The following is a 17,945-nucleotide window of genomic DNA, read 5'->3' on the forward strand; positions in this document are numbered from 1 at the left end:
GCGCGGGGCTCACTGCAGGGCGATCTCGCCGATCCGCAGGCCGTACTGGAAGCCCGCGATGGGGTTGGTCAGCTGCGGCAGCTGGGTCCAGTTGACGATCACGTAGCGGTGGTCCTCCTCCTGGGCGGCGGGGGAGAGGGAGACCGTGATGTCCGGGCCGGTGAAGGAGCCGGACCCGACCTGCTGCGCGCCCTCCAGGGTGGGGGAGTCGTTGACGTAGACGTCGAAGAGCCCGCCGGAGCCCGCGGACTGGCTGATCAGCACCTCCTCGACGGGGGCGGCCTCCTCGAGCTCGACGACGAGGCCCACGCTGGGCGCCTGGTTGCCGAAGTTCTGGTCGGAGAAGCCGTAGCTGATCCAGTAGGTCGCGGGGTTGCCGTCGACCGTCTGGCCCAGCTGGGCGTCCTGGTCGGCCATGAAGCCGGGGTTCGTGGGCACGATCCGCTGCACGGACGCCGCCTGCGGCTCGGGCCCGTCCTCCTCGGCCGCGCTGGGCTGCGCCGAGGGCTGCCCGTCGTCGTCGTCCTCGGCGGGCGCGGGGGCCTGGGTGCTCGTGCCGGGGTCCGCCCCGCCGAAGAGCCCGCCCAGCCGGTCGAAGCTGAGCACCACGGCCCCGACCAGCAGGGCCAGCAGCAGCAGGAGCACCCACACGAGACCGCGCCCGCCCCGGCGCTCGCGCGGTGCGGGGGAGCTCGGGGGCTGCGGGGCCTCCGGCTCGGCGTACGGGGTCTCCTGGTGCTCGTCGTACCAGCTGTCGTAGCGGTTGTCGCCGTCGTAGCCGGGGTCCACCTCGGTGCCCACGGACCGGCCCGCGGCCGCGGCCGTGCCGCCGGCGGCGGCACGGTCGAACATGGTGGTGCGGGTCGAGGTCGCGCTCACCCGCACCGGCCGGCCGAGCCGGGTCCGGACGCTGGGGGCGGGGGCGGCGTCGTCGTAGGAGTCGTCGTCCTCCCACCGGGTGACCTTGGGCTGGGGGGCGGTGGGGCCGGGACCGCCGGAGGGCGCGTCGGGGACCACCGGGGTCGGGCTGGTGGGCTCGGGCTCCTCGTAGAGGTAGGCGCCGCCGCCCGTGGCGCGCGGGGCGCCGAAGATGTCGTCGCCGAGCGACTCGTCCTCGACCTCGTGGGGCTCCACGAGCAGGGAGTCGAGCATGTCCGCCGCCGGGGCGTGGGAGGTCACGAGGTAGGTCTGCGCCTCCGCCTGGCCGAGGTCGAGGATCTGGAAGGGCGCCCCGATGCTGCCGTTGGCCATCGACCGGGCGTTCTCCACGAGCAGCGCGGTGTGCTGCTCCGCCGGCAGGAGGATGGACACGCGCCGGCCCAGGATCTGGTCCTGACCCTCGAGGACGTGGTCGCCCTCGGCCGTGGAGAGCACGTCGGCGACGACCTTGTAGCGTCCGCCGAGGACGGCTCCGAGCTTCAGCGGTGCGGGCACGGTGGCTCCCTGGGGGTCGGGAATCCGCGGGGGCGGATTGCGGTGCGGGGCGGCGCCGGGCGGGCACCGGCCGGACAGCACTCTACCGGGCGCGGGGTCCCGCCGGTGGGAGATGTCCTCCTCCGCCGCAGGTCGCGGCGCGGGAGCGGAGGAGGCGGCTCAGCGCCCGAGCCGGGCCAGGACCGGGCGCAGGAGGCTGCCGAGCTCCTCGACGCGGCACAGGCGCAGGGCCACGAGGTAGACCGCGCCCATCGCGGTGCCGCCCACGGCGAGGACCACGACCGCCGTGAGCTGGCTGCCCCAGGCGAAGCCCGCGGGGTCGTAGCCGCCCAGCAGGTGCAGCACGACCGCCCCGGCCGCGCCGGCCAGCAGCGCCGCGGCGAGGATGCGGGCGTGGGAGTCGAGCACGCGGGCGACGTCGTAGTCGCCGACCCGGCGCACGAGCACGCGGTGGTAGAGCAGGGTGCTCAGCACGTTCTGGGCCGCGTAGCAGCCCGCGACCGCGAAGATCATGTGCTCGGGGGCCACGAACGCCCAGATCGCCGCGGCGCAGGCCACGGTGAACACGGCGACGCCGATCTGGACGAGGAACGGCGTGCGGGCGTCCTCCTGGGCGTAGAAGGCCCGGCCCAGCATGAAGGAGGTGGACATGAACGGCGCGCCGATCGCGATGACGGCGACCACCTGGCCCACGACCGCGCCCGCCGAGGGCACCCCGCCGCTGAAGAGCATCCCGAGCGGGCCCGCGTAGACGACCAGCGCCACGGCGGCGAAGACGGTCGCGACACCGGTGATCCGCAGGCTCGAGGACAGGGAGGAGACCATCCCCGCCCGGTCGCCCTCCGTGGCGGCCGCGGCCATGCGGTTGAACAGGACCGTGGCGATCGACAGCCCGATCACCCCGTGCGGCAGGGAGTAGAGCATCGAGGCCTGGTTGAGGGCGGTGACGCCCGCGATCTGCTGCGGGGGGTCCATCGCGAGGTGCTCGGGGCGGTAGCCGGTGGGGATCGCGGCGACCTTGGTGAGCACGAGGAACGCCAGGTTGGCGATCACCCCCGTGGCCAGGGTCCAGCCGCCCAGCCGCGCCGCGGTGGACAGCCCGATCCCGCGCCAGCCGAAGCGGGGGCGCAGGCCCAGGCCCAGGCGGCGCAGGGGCAGGAAGAGGATCAGGGCCTGCAGGACCACCCCGAGCGTCGCGGTCCCGGCCAGCCACAGGGTCTTGCCGGCGGTCCAGTTCTCGAGGGTGTGCGGGTCCTGCTGATAGGCGCCGAACTGCTGGACGAACACGAGCAGCCCGGCGATGGCCACGACGTTGTTGAGCACCGGGGCCCACATGTAGGCGCCGAACGCGCCCTTGGCGTTGAGCACCTGCCCGACCACGGTGTAGAGGCCGTAGAAGAACAGCTGCGGGAAGGTGAACAGCGCGAAGGTGGTCCCGAGGGCCAGCATGCCGTCGTCCCAGTCCGTGCCCATGAGCCGGATGATCGGCCCGGCGAGGACGACCACGACGGCGGCCACGCCCAGCAGCGCGAGCACGGCCAGGGTGAGCAGCCGGGAGATGTAGTCGGCGCCCTGGTCCTCGGCGTTGCGGGAGGCCTTGATGATCTGGGGGACCAGCACGGCGTTGAAGATGCCGCCGGCGACCAGCACGTAGATCAGGTTGGGCAGGGTGTTGGCCAGCTCGAAGACGTCGGCGACCGTGGTGACCGAGCCGACGGCCACGGTGATGAGCACGGCCTTGACGAAGCCGAGCACGCGGGAGACCAGCGTGCCCGAGGCCATGATGGCGCTGGAGGCCGCGCCCGAGCGGCGGACCGGGGCCGCGGCGGGGGCCGTCCCGGGGGCCGGTCCCGTGCCCGGCGCGGACGCGGTGCCCGCCGCCGGTCCCGAGGCGTCCCCGGGGCCGGTCTCAGAGCTGGTGGATGATGTATTCACGAGCGATGTCCGCGATGCGCCTCTCGTTGGGGAAGGACAGCCTGCGGCCGAGGTCGTCGATGTCCACCCACGCGACGTCCACGGCCTCGTGGTCCGGGTCGTTGTCGGTGGTCAGGTGCCCGCCCGTGGCGCGCAGCAGGAAGTGGTGGACCGTCTTGTGCACCCGGTGGCCCGAGACCGTGAACCAGTAGTCGATGCTGCCCAGCGGGCTCAGCACCTCCCCGGCGATGCCGGTCTCCTCCTCGATCTCGCGGATCGCGGCTTCCTCGTTGGTCTCCTCGTTCTCCGGGTGGCCCTTGGGCAGGCACCACTCGAGCCGCCCGCCCCGGTTGATCCGGGCGATGATCGCGACCGGGTGGGAGGGCAGCTCGAGATCGACCACGATCCCGCCGGCGGAGACTTCCTCGACCGTGGGCAGCGCGGCGGCCGGGGTGGTCGGCCGCTTCTTCGGTGCGCTGGGTACGGGGAAAGCCATGCCTCCTACCTTAGCCACAATCCTCTGCGCTCCCGCCGGGGCCCGCACGCGCCGGACGGGCGCCGCCCCCGCCCCCGGCGCCGCCTCCCGGGGGCCCGGGAGCTCTCTGGAAGAATGGGCGCCACCATGACCCAGCTGATCGATCCCTCCGCGATCCACCCCGCCGCCCTCGAGCTCGGGCGCCGCTTCGCCGACGCCGGCCACGACCTCTCCCTCGTGGGCGGGCCCGTGCGCGACCTGTTCCTGGGCCGCACCGCCCTGGACCTCGACTTCACCACCGACGCGACCCCCGACCGGACGCTCGAGGTGGTCGAGGGGTGGGCCGACGCCGTGTGGGAGATCGGCCGGGCCTTCGGGACCATCGGGCTGCGCAAGGGCCGGGCCCAGCTCGAGGTGACCACCTACCGGGCCGAGGCCTACGAGCCGGGCTCCCGCAAGCCGGTCGTGGCCTTCGGCGACCGGCTCGAGGACGACCTCTACCGCCGCGACTTCACGATCAACGCCATGGCGCTGCGCCTGCCGGACCTGGAGCTCGTGGACCCCCACGGCGGGATCAGGGACCTGCACGCCGGGGTGCTGCGCACCCCCGGCACCCCCGAGGACTCCTTCTCCGACGACCCGCTGCGGATGATGCGCGCCGCGCGCTTCGCCGCCCAGCTCGAGGTCGAGGTCGCCCCCGAGGTGGAGGAGGCGATGACGGCGATGGCGCAGCGGATCGGGATCGTCTCGGCCGAGCGGGTGCGCGAGGAGCTCGTGAAGCTGATCCGCGGCGCCCGGCCGCGGGCGGGGGTGGACCTCATGGTCCGCACCGGCCTGGCCGACGTCGTGCTGCCGGAGGTGCCCGCACTGCGCCTGGAGGTCGACGAGCACCACCGGCACAAGGACGTCTACGAGCACTCCCTGACGGTCCTGGAGCAGGCCGCCGCCCTCGAGACGGGCCCGGACGGGCCCGTGCCGGCCCCCGACTTCGTGCTGCGCTTCGCCGCGCTGATGCACGACGTCGGCAAGCCCGCGACCCGCCGCTTCGAGCCCTCCGGGGCGGTGAGCTTCCGCCACCACGAGGTGGTCGGGGCGAAGCTGACCGCCAAGCGGATGCGGGCCCTGCGCTTCGACAACGACACCGTCAAGCAGGTCGCCCGTCTCGTGGAGCTGCACATGCGCTTCTACGGCTACGGGGAGGCAGGATGGACCGACTCCGCGGTGCGCCGCTACGTGCGCGACGCCGGGGACGGGCTGGAGCGTCTGCACCGGCTGACCCGCGCCGACGTCACCTCGCGCAACCGGCGCAAGGTCGCCCGGCTGGCCGCCGCCTACGACGACCTCGAGCGGCGGATCGCGGAGCTCTCCGAGCGGGAGGAGCTCGCCGCGGTGCGGCCCGAGCTCGACGGCGAGCGGATCATGGCCGTGCTGGGCGTCCCGCCCGGACCGGTCGTGGGCCGGGCCTACCGCTTCCTCCTGGAGCTGCGCCTCGACGAGGGGGAGCTGGGGGCCGAGGAGGCGGAGCGGCGGCTGCGGGCCTGGGCGGCGGAGACCCTGTGAGCCTGCGGCTCGGGCCGTGGGTCCTGGCCGGACTGGCGCTGACGACGGCGCTGGCGGCCTACGTCGTGCGGCTCCCGTGCCGGCTCGTGTCCTGGGCGGAGCCGGAGAACTTCCGCCGGCTGTGCTACTCCGACTTCCCCACCCTGTATGCCTCCCGCGGCATGTCCGAGGGGCGGTTCCCGTACCTCGACCCGACCGCGCTGCTGGAGTACCCGGTGCTGCAGACCGTGGTCGCGAGCGCCACCGGCGTGCTGGCGCACGGCCTCGCGGGCGGCGCACCCCTGCATGTCGCTCAAGGAATATACTTCGACCTCAACGCCGTGCTGCTCGCGGCCGTGTGGGTCGGGGTCGTGCTCACGACCGCCCGGCTGGCGGCCCGGCCGGCCCCCGCGGTGCTCCTGGCCCTGGCGCCGGCCGTGGCGGTGACCGCGTTCATCAACTGGGACCTGTGGCCGGTGCTGTGCACCCTGCTCGCGCTGCTGGCCTTCCGCCGGGCGCGCTGGGTGCTCGGCGGGGTCGCCCTCGGGATCGGGGCGGCCTTCAAGCTCTTCCCCTTCTTCGTGCTCGGGGCGGTGGTCGTGCTGGCGCTGCGCCGCCGGGAGGCCGGGCCCGCGCTGCGCACCGCAGCCGGCACGGTGGGGGCGTGGGCGGCGGTCAACCTGCCCGCGGCCCTGGCCGACCCGCAGCAGTGGAGCTGGTTCTGGCGCTTCAGCGGCGACCGGGGGGCCGGGTTCTCCTCGGTCTGGCACTGGTTCAACGAGGTCGCGGCACCCCGGCTGGGCGTTCCCCTGCTCTCGGCGGAGGGCATCACCGTCCTCGCGCTGGGCGGGTTCGCCGCGGGCTGCGCGCTGGTGCTGGTCCTCGGCCTGCGGGCGCGGGCGGAGCCGAGCCTCGAGCAGCTGGCCTTCCTGGTGCTGGCCGCGTTCGTGCTCACCAACAAGGTCTACTCCCCGCAGTTCCTGCTCTGGCTCGTGCCGCTGCTCGTGCTCGCCCGCCCGCGGGTGGGGGAGTTCGTGGTCTGGCAGCTGGTCGAGGTCTTCCACTGGGCCGCGGTCTTCACCTGGCTGGGGCACCTGGTCGTGGCGGCGGAGGGGCTGGGGACCGCCGCGGACGTCTACTTCACCGCCGTCGTGCTGCACACGCTGGTGCTGGGCTGGCTCGTGCTGCAGGTGGCCCGCGACGTCCTGCACGGGCGCCGGCCGGGCGCCGCGCCCGCTGCGGCGGCGGAGGAGCCGGACGCCCGTGGGCAGCGGGCCGTTCCCGCGCAGCCGGCGGGACAGGACGGGCCGGCGGCCCACGACGGGCCGGTCGCGCACGAGGCACCGGCCGGCCGGGCAGCGGCGGGGCGCGCCGGCGACCCGGCCGGGCACGACGAGCGGCCCGCGCCGTGGACCCCCGGCGGGAGCCGCCCGTGAGCACCGGCGAGCGCGGCGGGACCCGCGCGCTGCTGATCGGCGCGAGCCTGTGGACGGTGCTCATGGCGCACCTGCTGCGCCTGCCCTGCCGGGTGCCGGGCTGGGACGCCGCCGAGCGCCTGCCCGGGCTGTGCGCGCCGGGGACCGCCCCGGCCGGGACGGCCGGTGAGCAGCCCGCGCTGGTCGGGATGCTCACCGGGGTCCTCGGCTGGTTCTCGGCCCGGGTCGCCGCGCTGCTGGGCACGGACGGGACGGTCCTGGACGGGCTGCCGGGCCTGCTGCTGGTCCTCGCGTGGGTCGGGGTCGTCGCGGTCGTCTCCGCGCTGTCCGGGCGCCGCCAGGTGGACGCGTTCGTGCTGGCGCTGTCCCCGGTCGTGGTGCTGGTCGGGTTCTCCGCGTGGGACCTGCTGGCCGTGCTCCTGATGCTCACGGCCCTGCTGCTGCACGTGCGGGGACGCCCGCTGCCGGCGGGGATCGTGCTGGGCCTGGCGGCCTCGGTCGCGCTGCTGCCGCTCGTGGTCCTCGGGGCCGTCCTCCTGCAGGGCCTGCGGGACCGGTACCTGCGCGACGCCCTCGTGGTGCTCGCGGGCACGGCCGCCACGTGGCTGCTCGTCAACGGCTGGACCCTGCTCACCGCGTGGGAGCGCCTGCGCGCCGGGGACGGTTCCGCAGCGGTGGGGGAGGCCTCCCTGTGGCGGACGTGGGCGCGGACCGGGCTGGGCCCGGACGCGGTCGGCACGGGGGCGTGGGCGCTGCCCGCGCTGCTGCTGGGCCTGGCCGCGGTGCTGCTGCTCGTGCTCCTCGCCCGGTGGGACCCGTCCGTGGTCCAGGTCTCGCTGCTGCTGCTCGCCGTCGTCGTCCTCGCGGACCGCCAGCACCCGCTGGTGCACGCGCTGTGGCTGCTGCCGCTCGTGCTGCTGGCCCGGCGGCGGTGGGTCGAGCTGGCCGCGTGGCAGCTCGTGGAGGTGCTGTGGTGGACGGGCCTCGTCCTGCCCGGGCGGGCCCTGCCCGGCGGGGTCCTGCTCGGGCAGGACGCCCAGGAGTGGCTCACGGCCGCCCGGCTGCTGTTCGTGGTCTGGTTCCTGGTCGCGGTCGCCGTCGACGTCCTGCGCGGGCGCACGGCGATGGGCGGGGCCCCCGCACGGCACGAGTGAGCTGCGCCGGCGCCGCGGCGGCCCTCCGCCGCGCGGGGGAGGGCCTGCGCGGCCGCGGATCATCCCTCCGGCGGTCCCGGCGCCGGGGCGTCCTCGCCTAGGCTCGGGGGCGGAGCGCCGCGGCCACCCCACGCCCGCGCCCACGACCAGCCCGGAGCACGTGCTCGGAAGGAGCGCCGGTGATCGAGATCGAGAACCTGACCAAGACCTACGGGGACCGGACGGCGGTGGACGACATCAGCCTCACCGTGCGCCCCGGCCGGGTCACCGGGTTCCTCGGGCCCAACGGCGCGGGCAAGTCGACCACGATGCGCCTCGTCGTCGGCCTCGAGACCCCCACCCGGGGCAGTGTGCTCGTCAACGGCAGGCCCTACGCCCAGCACCGGGCCCCGCTGTCCGAGGTCGGCGTGCTGCTGGACGCCAAGGCCGTCCACCCCCGGCGCACCGCCCGCGCCCACCTGGCGGCGCTGGCGGCCACCCACGGCATCCCGCGCTCGCGGGTGCAGGAGGTCGTGGACCTCACAGGCCTGGGCTCGGCCGCGGACAAGCGCGTGGGCGGGTTCTCCCTCGGCATGGGCCAGCGCCTCGGCATCGCCGCCGCGCTGCTCGGGGACCCGCGCACCGTGATCCTCGACGAGCCCGTCAACGGCCTCGACCCCGAGGGCGTCGTGTGGGTCCGCCACCTCGCGAAGTTCCTCGCCGCCGAGGGCCGCACCGTCTTCCTCTCCTCCCACCTGATGTCCGAGATGGCCCAGACCGCCGACCACCTCGTGGTGATCGGCCGGGGCCGGATCCTCGCCGACGCCCCCATCGACCGGATCCTCGCCGGCAGCAGCACCCGCACGCGGGTGCGCGCCGACGACCGGCCGGGCCTGCGCCGCGCCCTCGACGTGCTCGGGGCCGGGGTCGAGGAGATCGACGACGACGGCGTCGTGGTCACCGGGCCGGAGCCGCGGCGGATCGCCGGGGCCGCGATGGCCGCCGGGGTGCTGCTGCACGAGCTCACGCCCCTGACCGAGACCCTCGAGGACGTGTACATGGCCATGACCCAGGACGAGGTCGAGTACCGCTCGGGCACCGGGTCCGCCCCGCCCCCGGTCAGCGCGCCCGCCCCGGACGGGGAGCCCGGCGGCACCCCCGTCCGCGCCCCCTGGGAGCAGCCCGCCGCCGTGAACGGAGACCGAGCATGAGCACCAGCACCCCCACCGCCGCCCGCCCGGAGGCCGGCGGCCCGGCCGGGCCCGGACGGGACGGCGACCGCACCCCGGCGGTGCGCCTGAGCTTCTCCCGCGTGCTGCGCTCGGAGTGGATCAAGTTCCGCTCCCTGCGCTCGCACTGGATCCTGCTGGGCGTCGCCCTGGCCCTGGCCCTGGGCTTCGCCGCGCTCTCCGCGTGGAGCACCACGACCTTCGTGCAGTTCAGCGAGGACACCGCCCAGGAGCAGGTCGACGCGATGCTCGACGGCCGCGACCCCGCCGAGCTCGGCCTCACGGAGGAGGACGTCGAGGAGCAGCGCGAGCAGTTCGCGGCCGAGGCCGACCGGCAGATGGCCGAGGGCTCCGGCATGGCCCTGCCCGAGGACATGGGCTTCGGGGAGTACCTGGCGATGACCAGCGCCAACGGCGGCCTGCAGCTCGTGATGCTGCTCGTGGGCGCGCTCGCCGTGCTGTTCATCGGCTCGGAGTACGCGACCGGCTCGATCCGCACCACGATGACCGCCGTGCCCCGCCGGACCCCCGTGCTCGTGGCCAAGACCGTGGTCGTGTCCCTGGTGGCCCTCCTCTTCGGGGTGATCAGCGCCGCGTCCGCCCACCTGCTGGTGCAGCCGCTGCTGGCCGGGCCGGGGCTGGGCTACGACGTGCTGCAGGAGCCCGTGCTGCTGAACATCCTCGCCGTGGGCCTGTTCTACGTGTTCACGGCCTGGCTCGGTCTGGGCCTCGGCGCCCTGCTGCGCTCCACCACCTGGGGGATCGTGGTGCTCGTCGTGGTCCTGCTCGTGCTCGAGATCGTGCTCTTCGCCCTGTCCTTCGAGTGGCTGGAGGACGTCAAGCCGTACTCCCCGGCGGCCGCCGGCACGCAGCTGACCACGATGTACCAGTCCCCGGACCCGGTGCTCAACCACCTCGAGTCGGGCCTCGTCTACGGCGGCTGGGGCCTGCTGCTCGTGATCGCGGGGATCGTCGTCACCAGGCGCCGGCCCCTCTAGGCCCGGCGCGCCCGGCGGACGCGCCGCAGGGCGCGTCCACCGCCCCGTCCGGGCCCGGTCCTACCATGTGAGCGGGCCCGCCGGAGGGCGGGCCCGGTGCGGAGCCGAGGCGGAACGGACGGGGGTGCGGTGGCGCAGGACCGGGAGACCCAGGAGGCCCTCACCGCCACGGAGTCCCGTGCGCTGCACCGGACCCTCCGGCGCTGGCTGCTCGTGGTCGTGGTGCTCGTGACCGGACTGACCACGCTCGTGAACTGGGCGCTCGTGGACCGCGAGCCCGAGGACCCCGTGCGGACCTGGCTGCAGGGCCTCGTCGAGGGGCGCTCCCGGCAGCTGCTCTCCGGGACGGAGGAGGTCCGCGCCGACCCCACGCTCAACGTCTTCTCCAACCGCGTCTACCGGGGCGCGGCCGGGCGGATCGACGGCTGGGAGCTGCTGGGCACGGAGGTCTCCGGCGACCGCGCGGAGGTCCGGGTGCGGGTGCACTGGGAGGAGCCCGGCGGGGTCCGCGCGGAGGAGCACGTCTACGGGGTGCACCGCGTCCACCGGACGGGGCCCCTCAACGACCACTGGGCGCTGGCGGACCCGGACGCCGCCGTGGTGGGCGTGCACCTGCCGGCGCCGCTGGACGCGATCTCCGTCAACGGCGACGTCGTGCGGATCGACGCCCGCGAGCGGGTCCCCGACGCCGAGGGCCCCGGGGGGACCTGGCGCTTCGAGGCCCTGCCCGGGCGCTACGCCGTGGGGCTGCCGGGGAACTCCTACTACGAGGTGGACCCGCCCCTGGAGCCGGTCGAGCTGGACTTCCGCCGGCCGCGGCGCACGGACGTGGACCTGCGCCTGTCCCCGTCGCCGCGGATGTGGGAGGAGACCGACGCGCGGATCCGCGAGTGGCTCGGGGAGTGCATGGCCGCGGAGGAGCTCGCCCCGGAGGGCTGCCCCGCCTCCGTGCGCCGGGCCCCGGGCGGGGCCGTGCTCGAGCCCCGGCCCAGCGGGAGCCCGACCCGGGGCAGCACCGCGATCGAGGACGACGCCGAGATCGAGGACGTCGCGTGGCGGCTGCTCTCCCGCCCGGCGCTGGTGCTCGTCCAGGACCCCGAGGACCCGCTGCACTGGACCGCGGACCCCTACCGCCCCGCCGTCGCCGAGCTGAGCTACCGCGAGGACGGGGAACGGGTCGTGGAGCGGGTCGAGTTCCCCGTCGGGGCGAGCGTGCGCTCCACGGGCGGCAGCGCCGAGATCAGCGTGGGGCCTGAGCCGGCGCAGTGAGCTCCCCGGCCGGCGTCCCGGCGGCGCGGTGCTCCGCCCCGCCGTCGCCCGGGACCCCCGGGCGGCCCGGTGCGCGCCGGGCCCACCACCGGCCCAGGGCGGCGGCGACCCGCAGGGTCAGCGCCCAGTAGGCCACCCCGGCGGCGAGGGAGGCGACCACGGCCACCACGGGGTGGACGGCCAGCAGCGGCGGGTAGACCAGCCAGTGCACGAGGTACACGTGCAGGGAGGCCCCGGCCAGCCACGCGGTGACCCGCCGCAGCCCGGCCGGCACGGGCAGGCGCGGCACCCACACGAGCAGCAGCAGCCCGGCCACCACCGTGGCCTCCCGCAGGGTCGAGCCGAAGTAGCCCGGCACGCTCAGCAGCGCGAGCACCGAGACGAGCACCCGCTCCGCCGTCCCGCGGCAGCGGGCCACCGCCCAGCCGAGGGCGAAGAGCCAGAACACCGGCGCCGGCTTCGGCAGCCCCGGGTCCACGAGGTCGTAGCGGCTCAGCAGGCCGATGCCCACCAGGGCCAGGGCGAAGCCCAGCGGGAAGCGGCGCTCCGCGCGGTCGGCCCACGGCACGGCCATCAGGGCGATCACGGCGACGAGCACGTAGACGAGCATCTCCACGAACCAGAAGTGCCACTGGGACGTGAGGTGCTGGGGTCCGACCATCCCGTTGAGCAGCGCCACGTTGGCCCACGTGTAGTCGTCGGTGAGCAGGTGGGCCACGAGGATCAGCGCCACGGAGGGCACCACGATCCGCCCGAGGCTGCGCAGCTGGCGGCGCAGCCTCGGGCGGCGCTCGCCGCCGAGCTGGAACCGGGCGAAGTTCAGGCCGGCGAGCACGAACAGCAGGTGGGCGGTCTGGAAGGTGAACAGCTCGACGTGGGTGGCGACCACGCACACGATCGCCGCGGCGCGCAGCACGATGCCGGTCTCCAGCCGGGCGACGGCGCGCCCGCGGCGGGCGCGCGGGCGCGGGGCGAGGTCCCGCACGGGGGTCACGTGCCAGTCGGGCGGCAGGTGCCCGAGCGCCCGCTCGAGCCGCACCGAGGCGGCCACGTAGGACAGCGAGTCCCCGCCGAGGGAGACGAAGGTGTCGTCCTCGCCGACGTCGGACCGGTCGAGGACCTCGGCGAGGATGCGCCGGACGTCCCCGGGGCCCTCCGTGCCCGCGGGGGCGGAGGCCGCGGGCGGTGCGGCGGGGGCGAGCGCGAGGACGGCCGGGTAGTCGACCTTGCCGTTGCCCAGGCGGGGCAGCTCGTCGACGGCCTCGACGACCACGGCGCCGCGGGGCAGGCCGACCTCGTCGGCGAGCACCTTGGCCAGCAGCCCGGGGTCGGGCTCCCCGGCGGCGGCGACGACGAGGCGCTCGTCGTCGCCCGCGGCGGCGGCGGTGACGCCGAGGCCGGCGAGGATCCGTTCGACCTGGCCCAGGTCCACCCGCAGCCCGGCGAGCTTCACGAAGCGGCTGCGCCGGCCCACGACCTCGTAGAGGCCCTCGGGGGTGCGGCGGGCGAGGTCGCCGGTGCGCAGCTCCTCGACCTCCCGGCCCAGGGCGAGGTCCGCGGGGTCCTGGGCGTAGCCGAGCATGACGTTGGGCCCGCTGTAGACGAGCTCGGCGTGGGGCAGGTCCGGGACCGGGTCGAGGCGGAAGGACCCGCCGGGGATCGGTACGCCGATGCAGCCGGGGTGTGCCTCGGCGAGGTCCGGCGGGAGGTAGGCCATGCGCGCGGTGGCCTCGGTGGCCCCGTACATCACGAACAGGTCCCAGCCGCGCCGGCGGCCCGTGGCGGCCCAGGAGCGCACCTGCTCGGGGGCGAGCCGCCCGCCGGCCTGGGTGACGCAGCGCAGGTGGGGGAGGTCCATCTCGGCGAAGCCCACGCGCTCGAGCAGCTCGAAGGTGTAGGGCACGGCCGCGAAGGAGGTCGCGCCCCGGTCCCGGAACAGCTCCCAGAAGCAGGGGTCGACGACGGACAGGCCGGTGAGCACGAGCCCGGCGCCGCGCAGGAGGTGGCTGTTGACCACCGAGAGCCCGTAGCAGTAGTGCAGCGGCAGGGTCGTGGCCGCGCGGTCCTCGGGGCGGATCCCGAGGTACTGCGCGATCGACTCGGCGTTGGCCACGAGGTTCTCGCGGGACAGGCGCACGAGCTTGGGGGAGCCGGTCGAGCCCGAGGTGCTCAGCAGCAGGGCGAGGTCGGGATGCAGCTCGTGCCGGGTGCCCGGGCGGCGCTCCTCGAGCAGGGGGGTCCCGCCGCCGGGGCGCAGGACGACGTCGGGGTCGTAGGCGGCGGTCAGCGAGGCCAGGGCGGCGGGCTTGTCGCCGGGGGCCAGGAGCACGGGGTGCCCGCCCGACAGGGCGGCGAGGTAGCCCACGAGGGTGTCGAGCTCCCCGTCGGCGGCGAGCAGCACGAGCCGGCGCTCGGTGCCCAGCCGGGCGGCGCACTGCTCCACCCGCTCGGCGAGCTCCGCGTAGCTCAGCACGCTCCCGGCGGTGAGCACGGCGGGCCGGTCGCCGTGGCGGGCGAGGCCGGCGGCGAAGGACACGGGGGCGAGCTCGGGCTGGACGGTCACCGTGCCACCGTAGAGGAATCCATTAGCGAAGAAAAGTCTTGCGCAATTAGCGGGACGTGCGGGCGGGCTCCGCCGGCGCGTCCTCGGGGTCCCGGCCGGGCGGGGAGGTGACCGCGCGGTCGTCGACGAGCAGGGTGGGGACGGTGCCCGCGGCCACGGTCACGGCCACGGGGGTCCCCACGGGGTGGCGCACGGTGTGCGGCTGCCACGAGCGCAGGGTCCGCCCGGAGGCGAGGCGCACGTGGTGGAGGACGAACGCGCCGTGGTACTCGACGGCGTAGACGTGGGCGGAGGAGGCCGGGTCGGGGCGGATCGCGACCTCGTGGGGCCGCAGGACGACGTCGACGTCGACGTCGCTGTCGGCCCAGCCGGGCACCGTGGAGACGATCCCGATCTCGCAGGTCAGCAGCGCCCGGTCCACGTTGGCCGGCAGGAAGTCGGCGTCGCCCATGAAGGAGGCGACGAAGCGCGTGGCCGGGTGCTCGAAGACCCGCTCGGGGGTGTCGGCCTGCTCGATCAGCCCGTCGTGCATCACGACCACCCGGTGGCCCACGGACAGGGCCTCGGTCTGGTCGTGGGTCACGAGCACGGCCGTGGTCCCGGTCTCCTGCAGCGTGGCGATCGTGTCCCGGCGGACCTGCCCGCGCAGGGACTCGTCGAGGCTGGAGAACGGCTCGTCGAGCAGCACGACGGCGGGGCGCGGGGCCAGGGCCCGGGCGAGGGCCACGCGCTGCTGCTCGCCGCCGGAGAGCTCGTGCGGGTAGCGGCCGGCGAGGTGGCCCAGGCGCACGAGGCCGAGGACCTCCTCCACCCGTGCCGCCCGCTCGGCGCGTGGCATCCGGTCGAGACCGAAGGCCACGTTGCGCGCCACGGTCAGGTGCGGGAAGAGGGCGTGGTCCTGGAAGACCAGGCCCACCCGGCGGTGCTCGGGCTCCTGGAAGCGACGGCCGTCCGCGACGACCTCCCCGGCGATGCGCACGGTGCCCTCGTCGGGACGCTCGAGACCGGCGATCAGCCGCAGGGTCGTCGACTTGCCGCACCCGGAGGGGCCGATCAGGGTCACGAGCTCCCCCTGGGCGACCGTCAGGTCGAGGGAGCGTGCCCCGGAGGAGTCCCCGTAGCGCTTGGTGACCCCCTCCAGGACGAGGGCGGGGGCCGTCCCCCCGTCGTGGCCGGCGGCCCCGGGCGCGCTCATCGCTCCTCCCCGCCGGTCGCGGGGACCGGGGCCGCGGCGGCGCGGGCCTCGTCCCCGGGCGTCCCGGCGCCGCGGGCCTGGCGGAAGAGCACGAACACCGGCACCACGGCCGCGGCGACGATCACCAGGGCGGGCAGGGCCGCCTTCTCCCAGAAGTTCTCGCGGGCCAGTTCGTAGACCCACACGGACACGGTCGTGAAGCCGAACGGGCGGAGCATGAGCACGATGGGCAGTTCCTTCACGGCGTCGATGGCCACGAGCACCAGGGCCACGGCCACCCCGGGGCGGACCATGGGGGCGTGCACCCGGGCGAGCACCCGCCGCGGCGGGGCGCCGAGGCTCAGCGCGGACCAGGTGATCGTGGGGGAGATCTTGGCGAAGCTGGCGTCCACCGCCTGGTAGGCGGGGGCCAGGAAGCGGATGACGTAGGCGTAGAGGATCCCGAGCACGGACCCGGTCACCAGCAGGCCCGTGCCCCCGGGGACCCCGGCGGCCTCGAGCAGGGTGTCGGCGTGGGCGAAGACCAGCAGCACGCCGATGCCGACCACGGCCCCCGGCACGGCGTAGCCGAACGTGGTCAGCTGGGCGGCGAAGGAGACCACGGGCCCGCCGCGCATCCGCACGGCGTGGGCCACGGTCGTGGACAGGGCCGCGCAGGCCACCGCGGCGACCGTGGCGACCGTCAGGCTGTTGACCAGGTAGCTCACGAGGCGCGGGTCCTGCAGGGAGGCCGGGTCGGCCACCGCCTGCCCGACCGCCCAGACCAGCAGCTGCACGACGGGGACCACGAAGCCGGCGGCGAGGGCGGCCGTGCAGGCGGCCGTCGCCGCCCAGGCCCGCGCCCCGGTCAGCCGCCGCGGCTGCAGGCCGCGGCCCCGGGCGCCCTTCTGGTGGAACCGGGCGCGCCCGCGCAGCAGCCGCTCCCCGGTCAGCACCGCCACGGCGAACAGCAGCACGAGCACGGCCAGCTGGGTCGCGGACTGGAAGTCGAAGCTGCCCTTCCACACGAGGTAGACCCCGACCGAGACGGTGGTGACGTTGAAGTACTGCACGGTCGCGAAGTCCGTGAGGGTCTCCATCATCACGAGCGAGAGCCCCGCCGCGAGGGAGGGGCGGGCCAGCGGCAGCAGGACGCGGACCAGGGCCCGTCCGCGGGTGGCCCCGAGGGTGCGCGCGGCGTCGTAGGTGCCGGGGGACTGCTCCACGAGGGCGGCGCGGGCCAGCAGGTACACGTAGGGGTAGAGCGTCAGCGACATCACCAGCACGGCCCCCGGCAGCGACCGGACCTCCGGCAGCCAGAGGTCCGCGCCGAACAGCGAGCGCAGGAGCCCCTGCACGGGCCCGGCCACGTCGAAGACCGAGAGCAGGACGAAGCCGAGGATGTAGGCCGGCATGGCCAGGGGCAGGACCAGCAGCCACACGAGCACGTCCCGCAGGGGGAAGCGGTAGGCGGTCACCAGCCAGGCCAGCCCGCCGCCGACCAGCAGCGTCCCGGTCCCGACGCCGAGCATCAGCAGCACGGTCGTGAGGACCATGTCCCCGATCCCGCGGGGGAGGCTGCCGCCGCCGAGACCGCCGACGCCGTCCAGCAGGACGGCGACGACGGGGGCGGCCACGAGGACCGCCGCGAGCACGGCGACCCCCGCCCACAGGGGGCGGCCGCTGCCGGTGGACCTGCGGGAGGCCCCGGAGTGCGTGCCCGCCTCGGCGAGGACCGGGGCCTCGGTCACCGGTAGCCGGCCTCCGCCAGCAGGTCCACGGCCTCGGCGTTGAGGTCGCCGTAGGCCTCGGCGTTGAGCGGCATCCGCTTGAACTCCCCGAACTCCGCGATCACGGGCTCGGGCTCCACGGCCGGGTTGACGGGGAACTCGTGGTTGGCGTCGACGAAGGCGTTCTGCCCGTCGGTGGCCAGCCACTCGATCAGCTGCTGGGCCTGCTCGGCGTTGTCGGAGCCCTCCACGACCCCCGCCCCGGAGATGTTCACGTGGGTGCCGGCGCCGTCCTGGCTGGCCCAGAACAGGTCGACCTTCAGGTCGGGGTTCTCCTCGAGCTTGCGGGCGAGGTAGTAGTGGTTGTTGATCCCCACGTCGCAGGTGCCGGCGTCGATCGCGTCGAGCAGCTGCATGTCGTTGCTCATGATCTCGACGTCGTTGGCGACCCAGCCCTCCACGATGCGCAGGGCCTCCTCGCGGCCGTGCAGGTCGATCAGGCTCGCCACGAGGGACTGGGTGTAGGCGGAGGTCGCGTCGCGCATGCACAGCCGGCCCTTCCACTTCGGGTCCGCGAGGCCGGCGTAGGTCTCCTGCGCGTCGAACTCCGCGGGATCGACGTTATCCGGGTTGTAGGTGATCGTGCGGGCCCGCATGGCCAGCCCGTACCACCGGCCCTGCGGGTCGCGCAGGTCCTCGGGCACGGCCTCCTCGAGCGCCGCGGACTCCACGGCGGCCAGCTCGTCCTGGCGCGCGGCGTTCCACAGGTTGCCCGCGTCCACGGTCATGAACACGTCCGCGGGGGAGTCCTCGCCCTCGGCCCGCAGCCGCTCGAGCAGCTCGGCGTCGTCGCCGGTGATGAACTCCACGGTGGTGCCGGTCTCCTCGGTGAACTGCCCGAAGGCGCCCTCGAGGTCGTAGTGGCGGGCGGAGTAGATCTGCAGGTCGGCGGGCTCCTCGCCCACGCCCAGGACGCCGCAGCCGGTGAGCACCGTGGTCGCCGCGGTGAGCAGACCGGTCGTGGCGAGAAGGGATCGGCGGCGCATCGGGA

Annotated in this window: 13 protein-coding genes; 6 read left to right on the top strand and 7 right to left on the bottom strand. The window is 75.2% G+C overall.

Annotated features, from left to right (window positions below; genetic code table 11):
• Window positions 1–9: 9 nt before the first annotated feature.
• From LQU92_RS04010 to LQU92_RS04020, 3 genes are all read right to left on the bottom strand, one after another.
• The gene (locus LQU92_RS04010) at window positions 10–1,434 is read right to left on the bottom strand and encodes a hypothetical protein (RefSeq protein ID WP_230777483.1); all 1,425 of its coding nucleotides are present in this window, start codon (window positions 1,432–1,434) and stop codon (window positions 10–12) included.
• A gap of 159 nt (window positions 1,435–1,593) precedes the next feature.
• A complete protein-coding gene (gene murJ / locus LQU92_RS04015; protein ID WP_257879791.1) occupies window positions 1,594–3,219 on the bottom strand; it encodes a murein biosynthesis integral membrane protein MurJ in 1,626 nt (541 codons plus the stop codon).
• Between the two features lie 124 nt (window positions 3,220–3,343).
• Window positions 3,344–3,844: an NUDIX domain-containing protein gene (locus LQU92_RS04020; protein WP_230777493.1), complete on the bottom strand. Its 501-nt coding sequence runs from the start codon at window positions 3,842–3,844 to the stop codon at window positions 3,344–3,346.
• Window positions 3,845–3,970: 126 nt separating this feature from the next.
• Between LQU92_RS04020 and LQU92_RS04025 the strand changes: the two genes are divergently transcribed.
• The 6 genes from LQU92_RS04025 (at window position 3,971) to LQU92_RS04050 (ending at window position 11,427) form a co-directional block, all read left to right on the top strand.
• Window positions 3,971–5,383: a CCA tRNA nucleotidyltransferase gene (locus LQU92_RS04025; protein ID WP_230777497.1), complete on the top strand. Its 1,413-nt coding sequence runs from the start codon at window positions 3,971–3,973 to the stop codon at window positions 5,381–5,383.
• Window positions 5,380–6,798, top strand: coding sequence for a glycosyltransferase family 87 protein (locus tag LQU92_RS04030; RefSeq protein ID WP_230777500.1), 1,419 nt, complete (start codon window positions 5,380–5,382; stop codon window positions 6,796–6,798). The genes LQU92_RS04025 and LQU92_RS04030 overlap by 4 nt, the downstream gene beginning before the upstream one ends.
• Window positions 6,795–7,952 carry a glycosyltransferase 87 family protein gene (locus LQU92_RS04035; protein ID WP_230777502.1) on the top strand — a complete coding sequence of 386 codons (1,158 nt, stop codon included), beginning with the start codon at window positions 6,795–6,797 and terminating at the stop codon, window positions 7,950–7,952. The genes LQU92_RS04030 and LQU92_RS04035 overlap by 4 nt, the downstream gene beginning before the upstream one ends.
• Window positions 7,953–8,131: 179 nt before the next feature.
• Window positions 8,132–9,142, top strand: a complete 1,011-nt coding sequence (locus LQU92_RS04040; RefSeq protein WP_230777505.1) for an ABC transporter ATP-binding protein — start codon at window positions 8,132–8,134, stop codon at window positions 9,140–9,142.
• Window positions 9,139–10,158 carry an ABC transporter permease subunit gene (locus LQU92_RS04045; RefSeq protein WP_230777507.1) on the top strand — a complete coding sequence of 340 codons (1,020 nt, stop codon included), beginning with the start codon at window positions 9,139–9,141 and terminating at the stop codon, window positions 10,156–10,158. The genes LQU92_RS04040 and LQU92_RS04045 overlap by 4 nt, the downstream gene beginning before the upstream one ends.
• Before the next feature lie 129 nt (window positions 10,159–10,287).
• Window positions 10,288–11,427, top strand: a complete 1,140-nt coding sequence (locus tag LQU92_RS04050) for a hypothetical protein (RefSeq protein ID WP_230777509.1) — start codon at window positions 10,288–10,290, stop codon at window positions 11,425–11,427.
• Here the strand turns inward: LQU92_RS04050 and LQU92_RS04055 are convergent.
• Genes LQU92_RS04055 through LQU92_RS04070 form a run of 4 tightly spaced genes read right to left on the bottom strand, consistent with a single transcriptional unit; the run spans window position 11,399 to window position 17,940 of the window.
• Window positions 11,399–13,990, bottom strand: a complete 2,592-nt coding sequence (locus LQU92_RS04055) for an AMP-binding protein (RefSeq protein ID WP_230777511.1) — start codon at window positions 13,988–13,990, stop codon at window positions 11,399–11,401. The genes LQU92_RS04050 and LQU92_RS04055 overlap by 29 nt on opposite strands.
• Before the next feature lie 46 nt (window positions 13,991–14,036).
• On the bottom strand, window positions 14,037–15,185 hold the full coding sequence (locus LQU92_RS04060) for an ABC transporter ATP-binding protein (protein WP_058857588.1): 1,149 nt from the start codon (window positions 15,183–15,185) through the stop codon (window positions 14,037–14,039).
• Entirely contained in the window at window positions 15,182–16,915 is a 1,734-nt protein-coding gene (locus LQU92_RS04065) for an iron ABC transporter permease (RefSeq protein WP_230777512.1), read from the bottom strand. The genes LQU92_RS04060 and LQU92_RS04065 overlap by 4 nt, the downstream gene beginning before the upstream one ends.
• Window positions 16,912–17,940, bottom strand: coding sequence for an extracellular solute-binding protein (locus LQU92_RS04070; RefSeq protein WP_230777515.1), 1,029 nt, complete (start codon window positions 17,938–17,940; stop codon window positions 16,912–16,914). Before LQU92_RS04070 ends, LQU92_RS04065 begins: the two co-directional genes overlap by 4 nt.
• Window positions 17,941–17,945: the final 5 nt, after the last annotated feature.

The sequence above is a fragment of the Kocuria sp. LUK genome (assembly GCF_021012935.1).
Taxonomy (GTDB): domain Bacteria; phylum Actinomycetota; class Actinomycetes; order Actinomycetales; family Micrococcaceae; genus Kocuria; species Kocuria flava.

Excerpts from the sequence above, each read along its gene's own strand:
- LQU92_RS04020 (WP_230777493.1), bottom strand. The coding sequence starts at position 3,844 with ATGGCTTTCCCCGTACCCAGCGCACCGAAGAAGCGGCCGACCACCCCG.
- LQU92_RS04025 (WP_230777497.1), top strand. The coding sequence starts at position 3,971 with ATGACCCAGCTGATCGATCCCTCCGCGATCCACCCCGCCGCCCTCGAG.
- LQU92_RS04045 (WP_230777507.1), top strand. The coding sequence starts at position 9,139 with ATGAGCACCAGCACCCCCACCGCCGCCCGCCCGGAGGCCGGCGGCCCG.
- LQU92_RS04060 (WP_058857588.1), bottom strand. The coding sequence starts at position 15,185 with ATGAGCGCGCCCGGGGCCGCCGGCCACGACGGGGGGACGGCCCCCGCC.
- LQU92_RS04070 (WP_230777515.1), bottom strand. The coding sequence starts at position 17,940 with ATGCGCCGCCGATCCCTTCTCGCCACGACCGGTCTGCTCACCGCGGCG.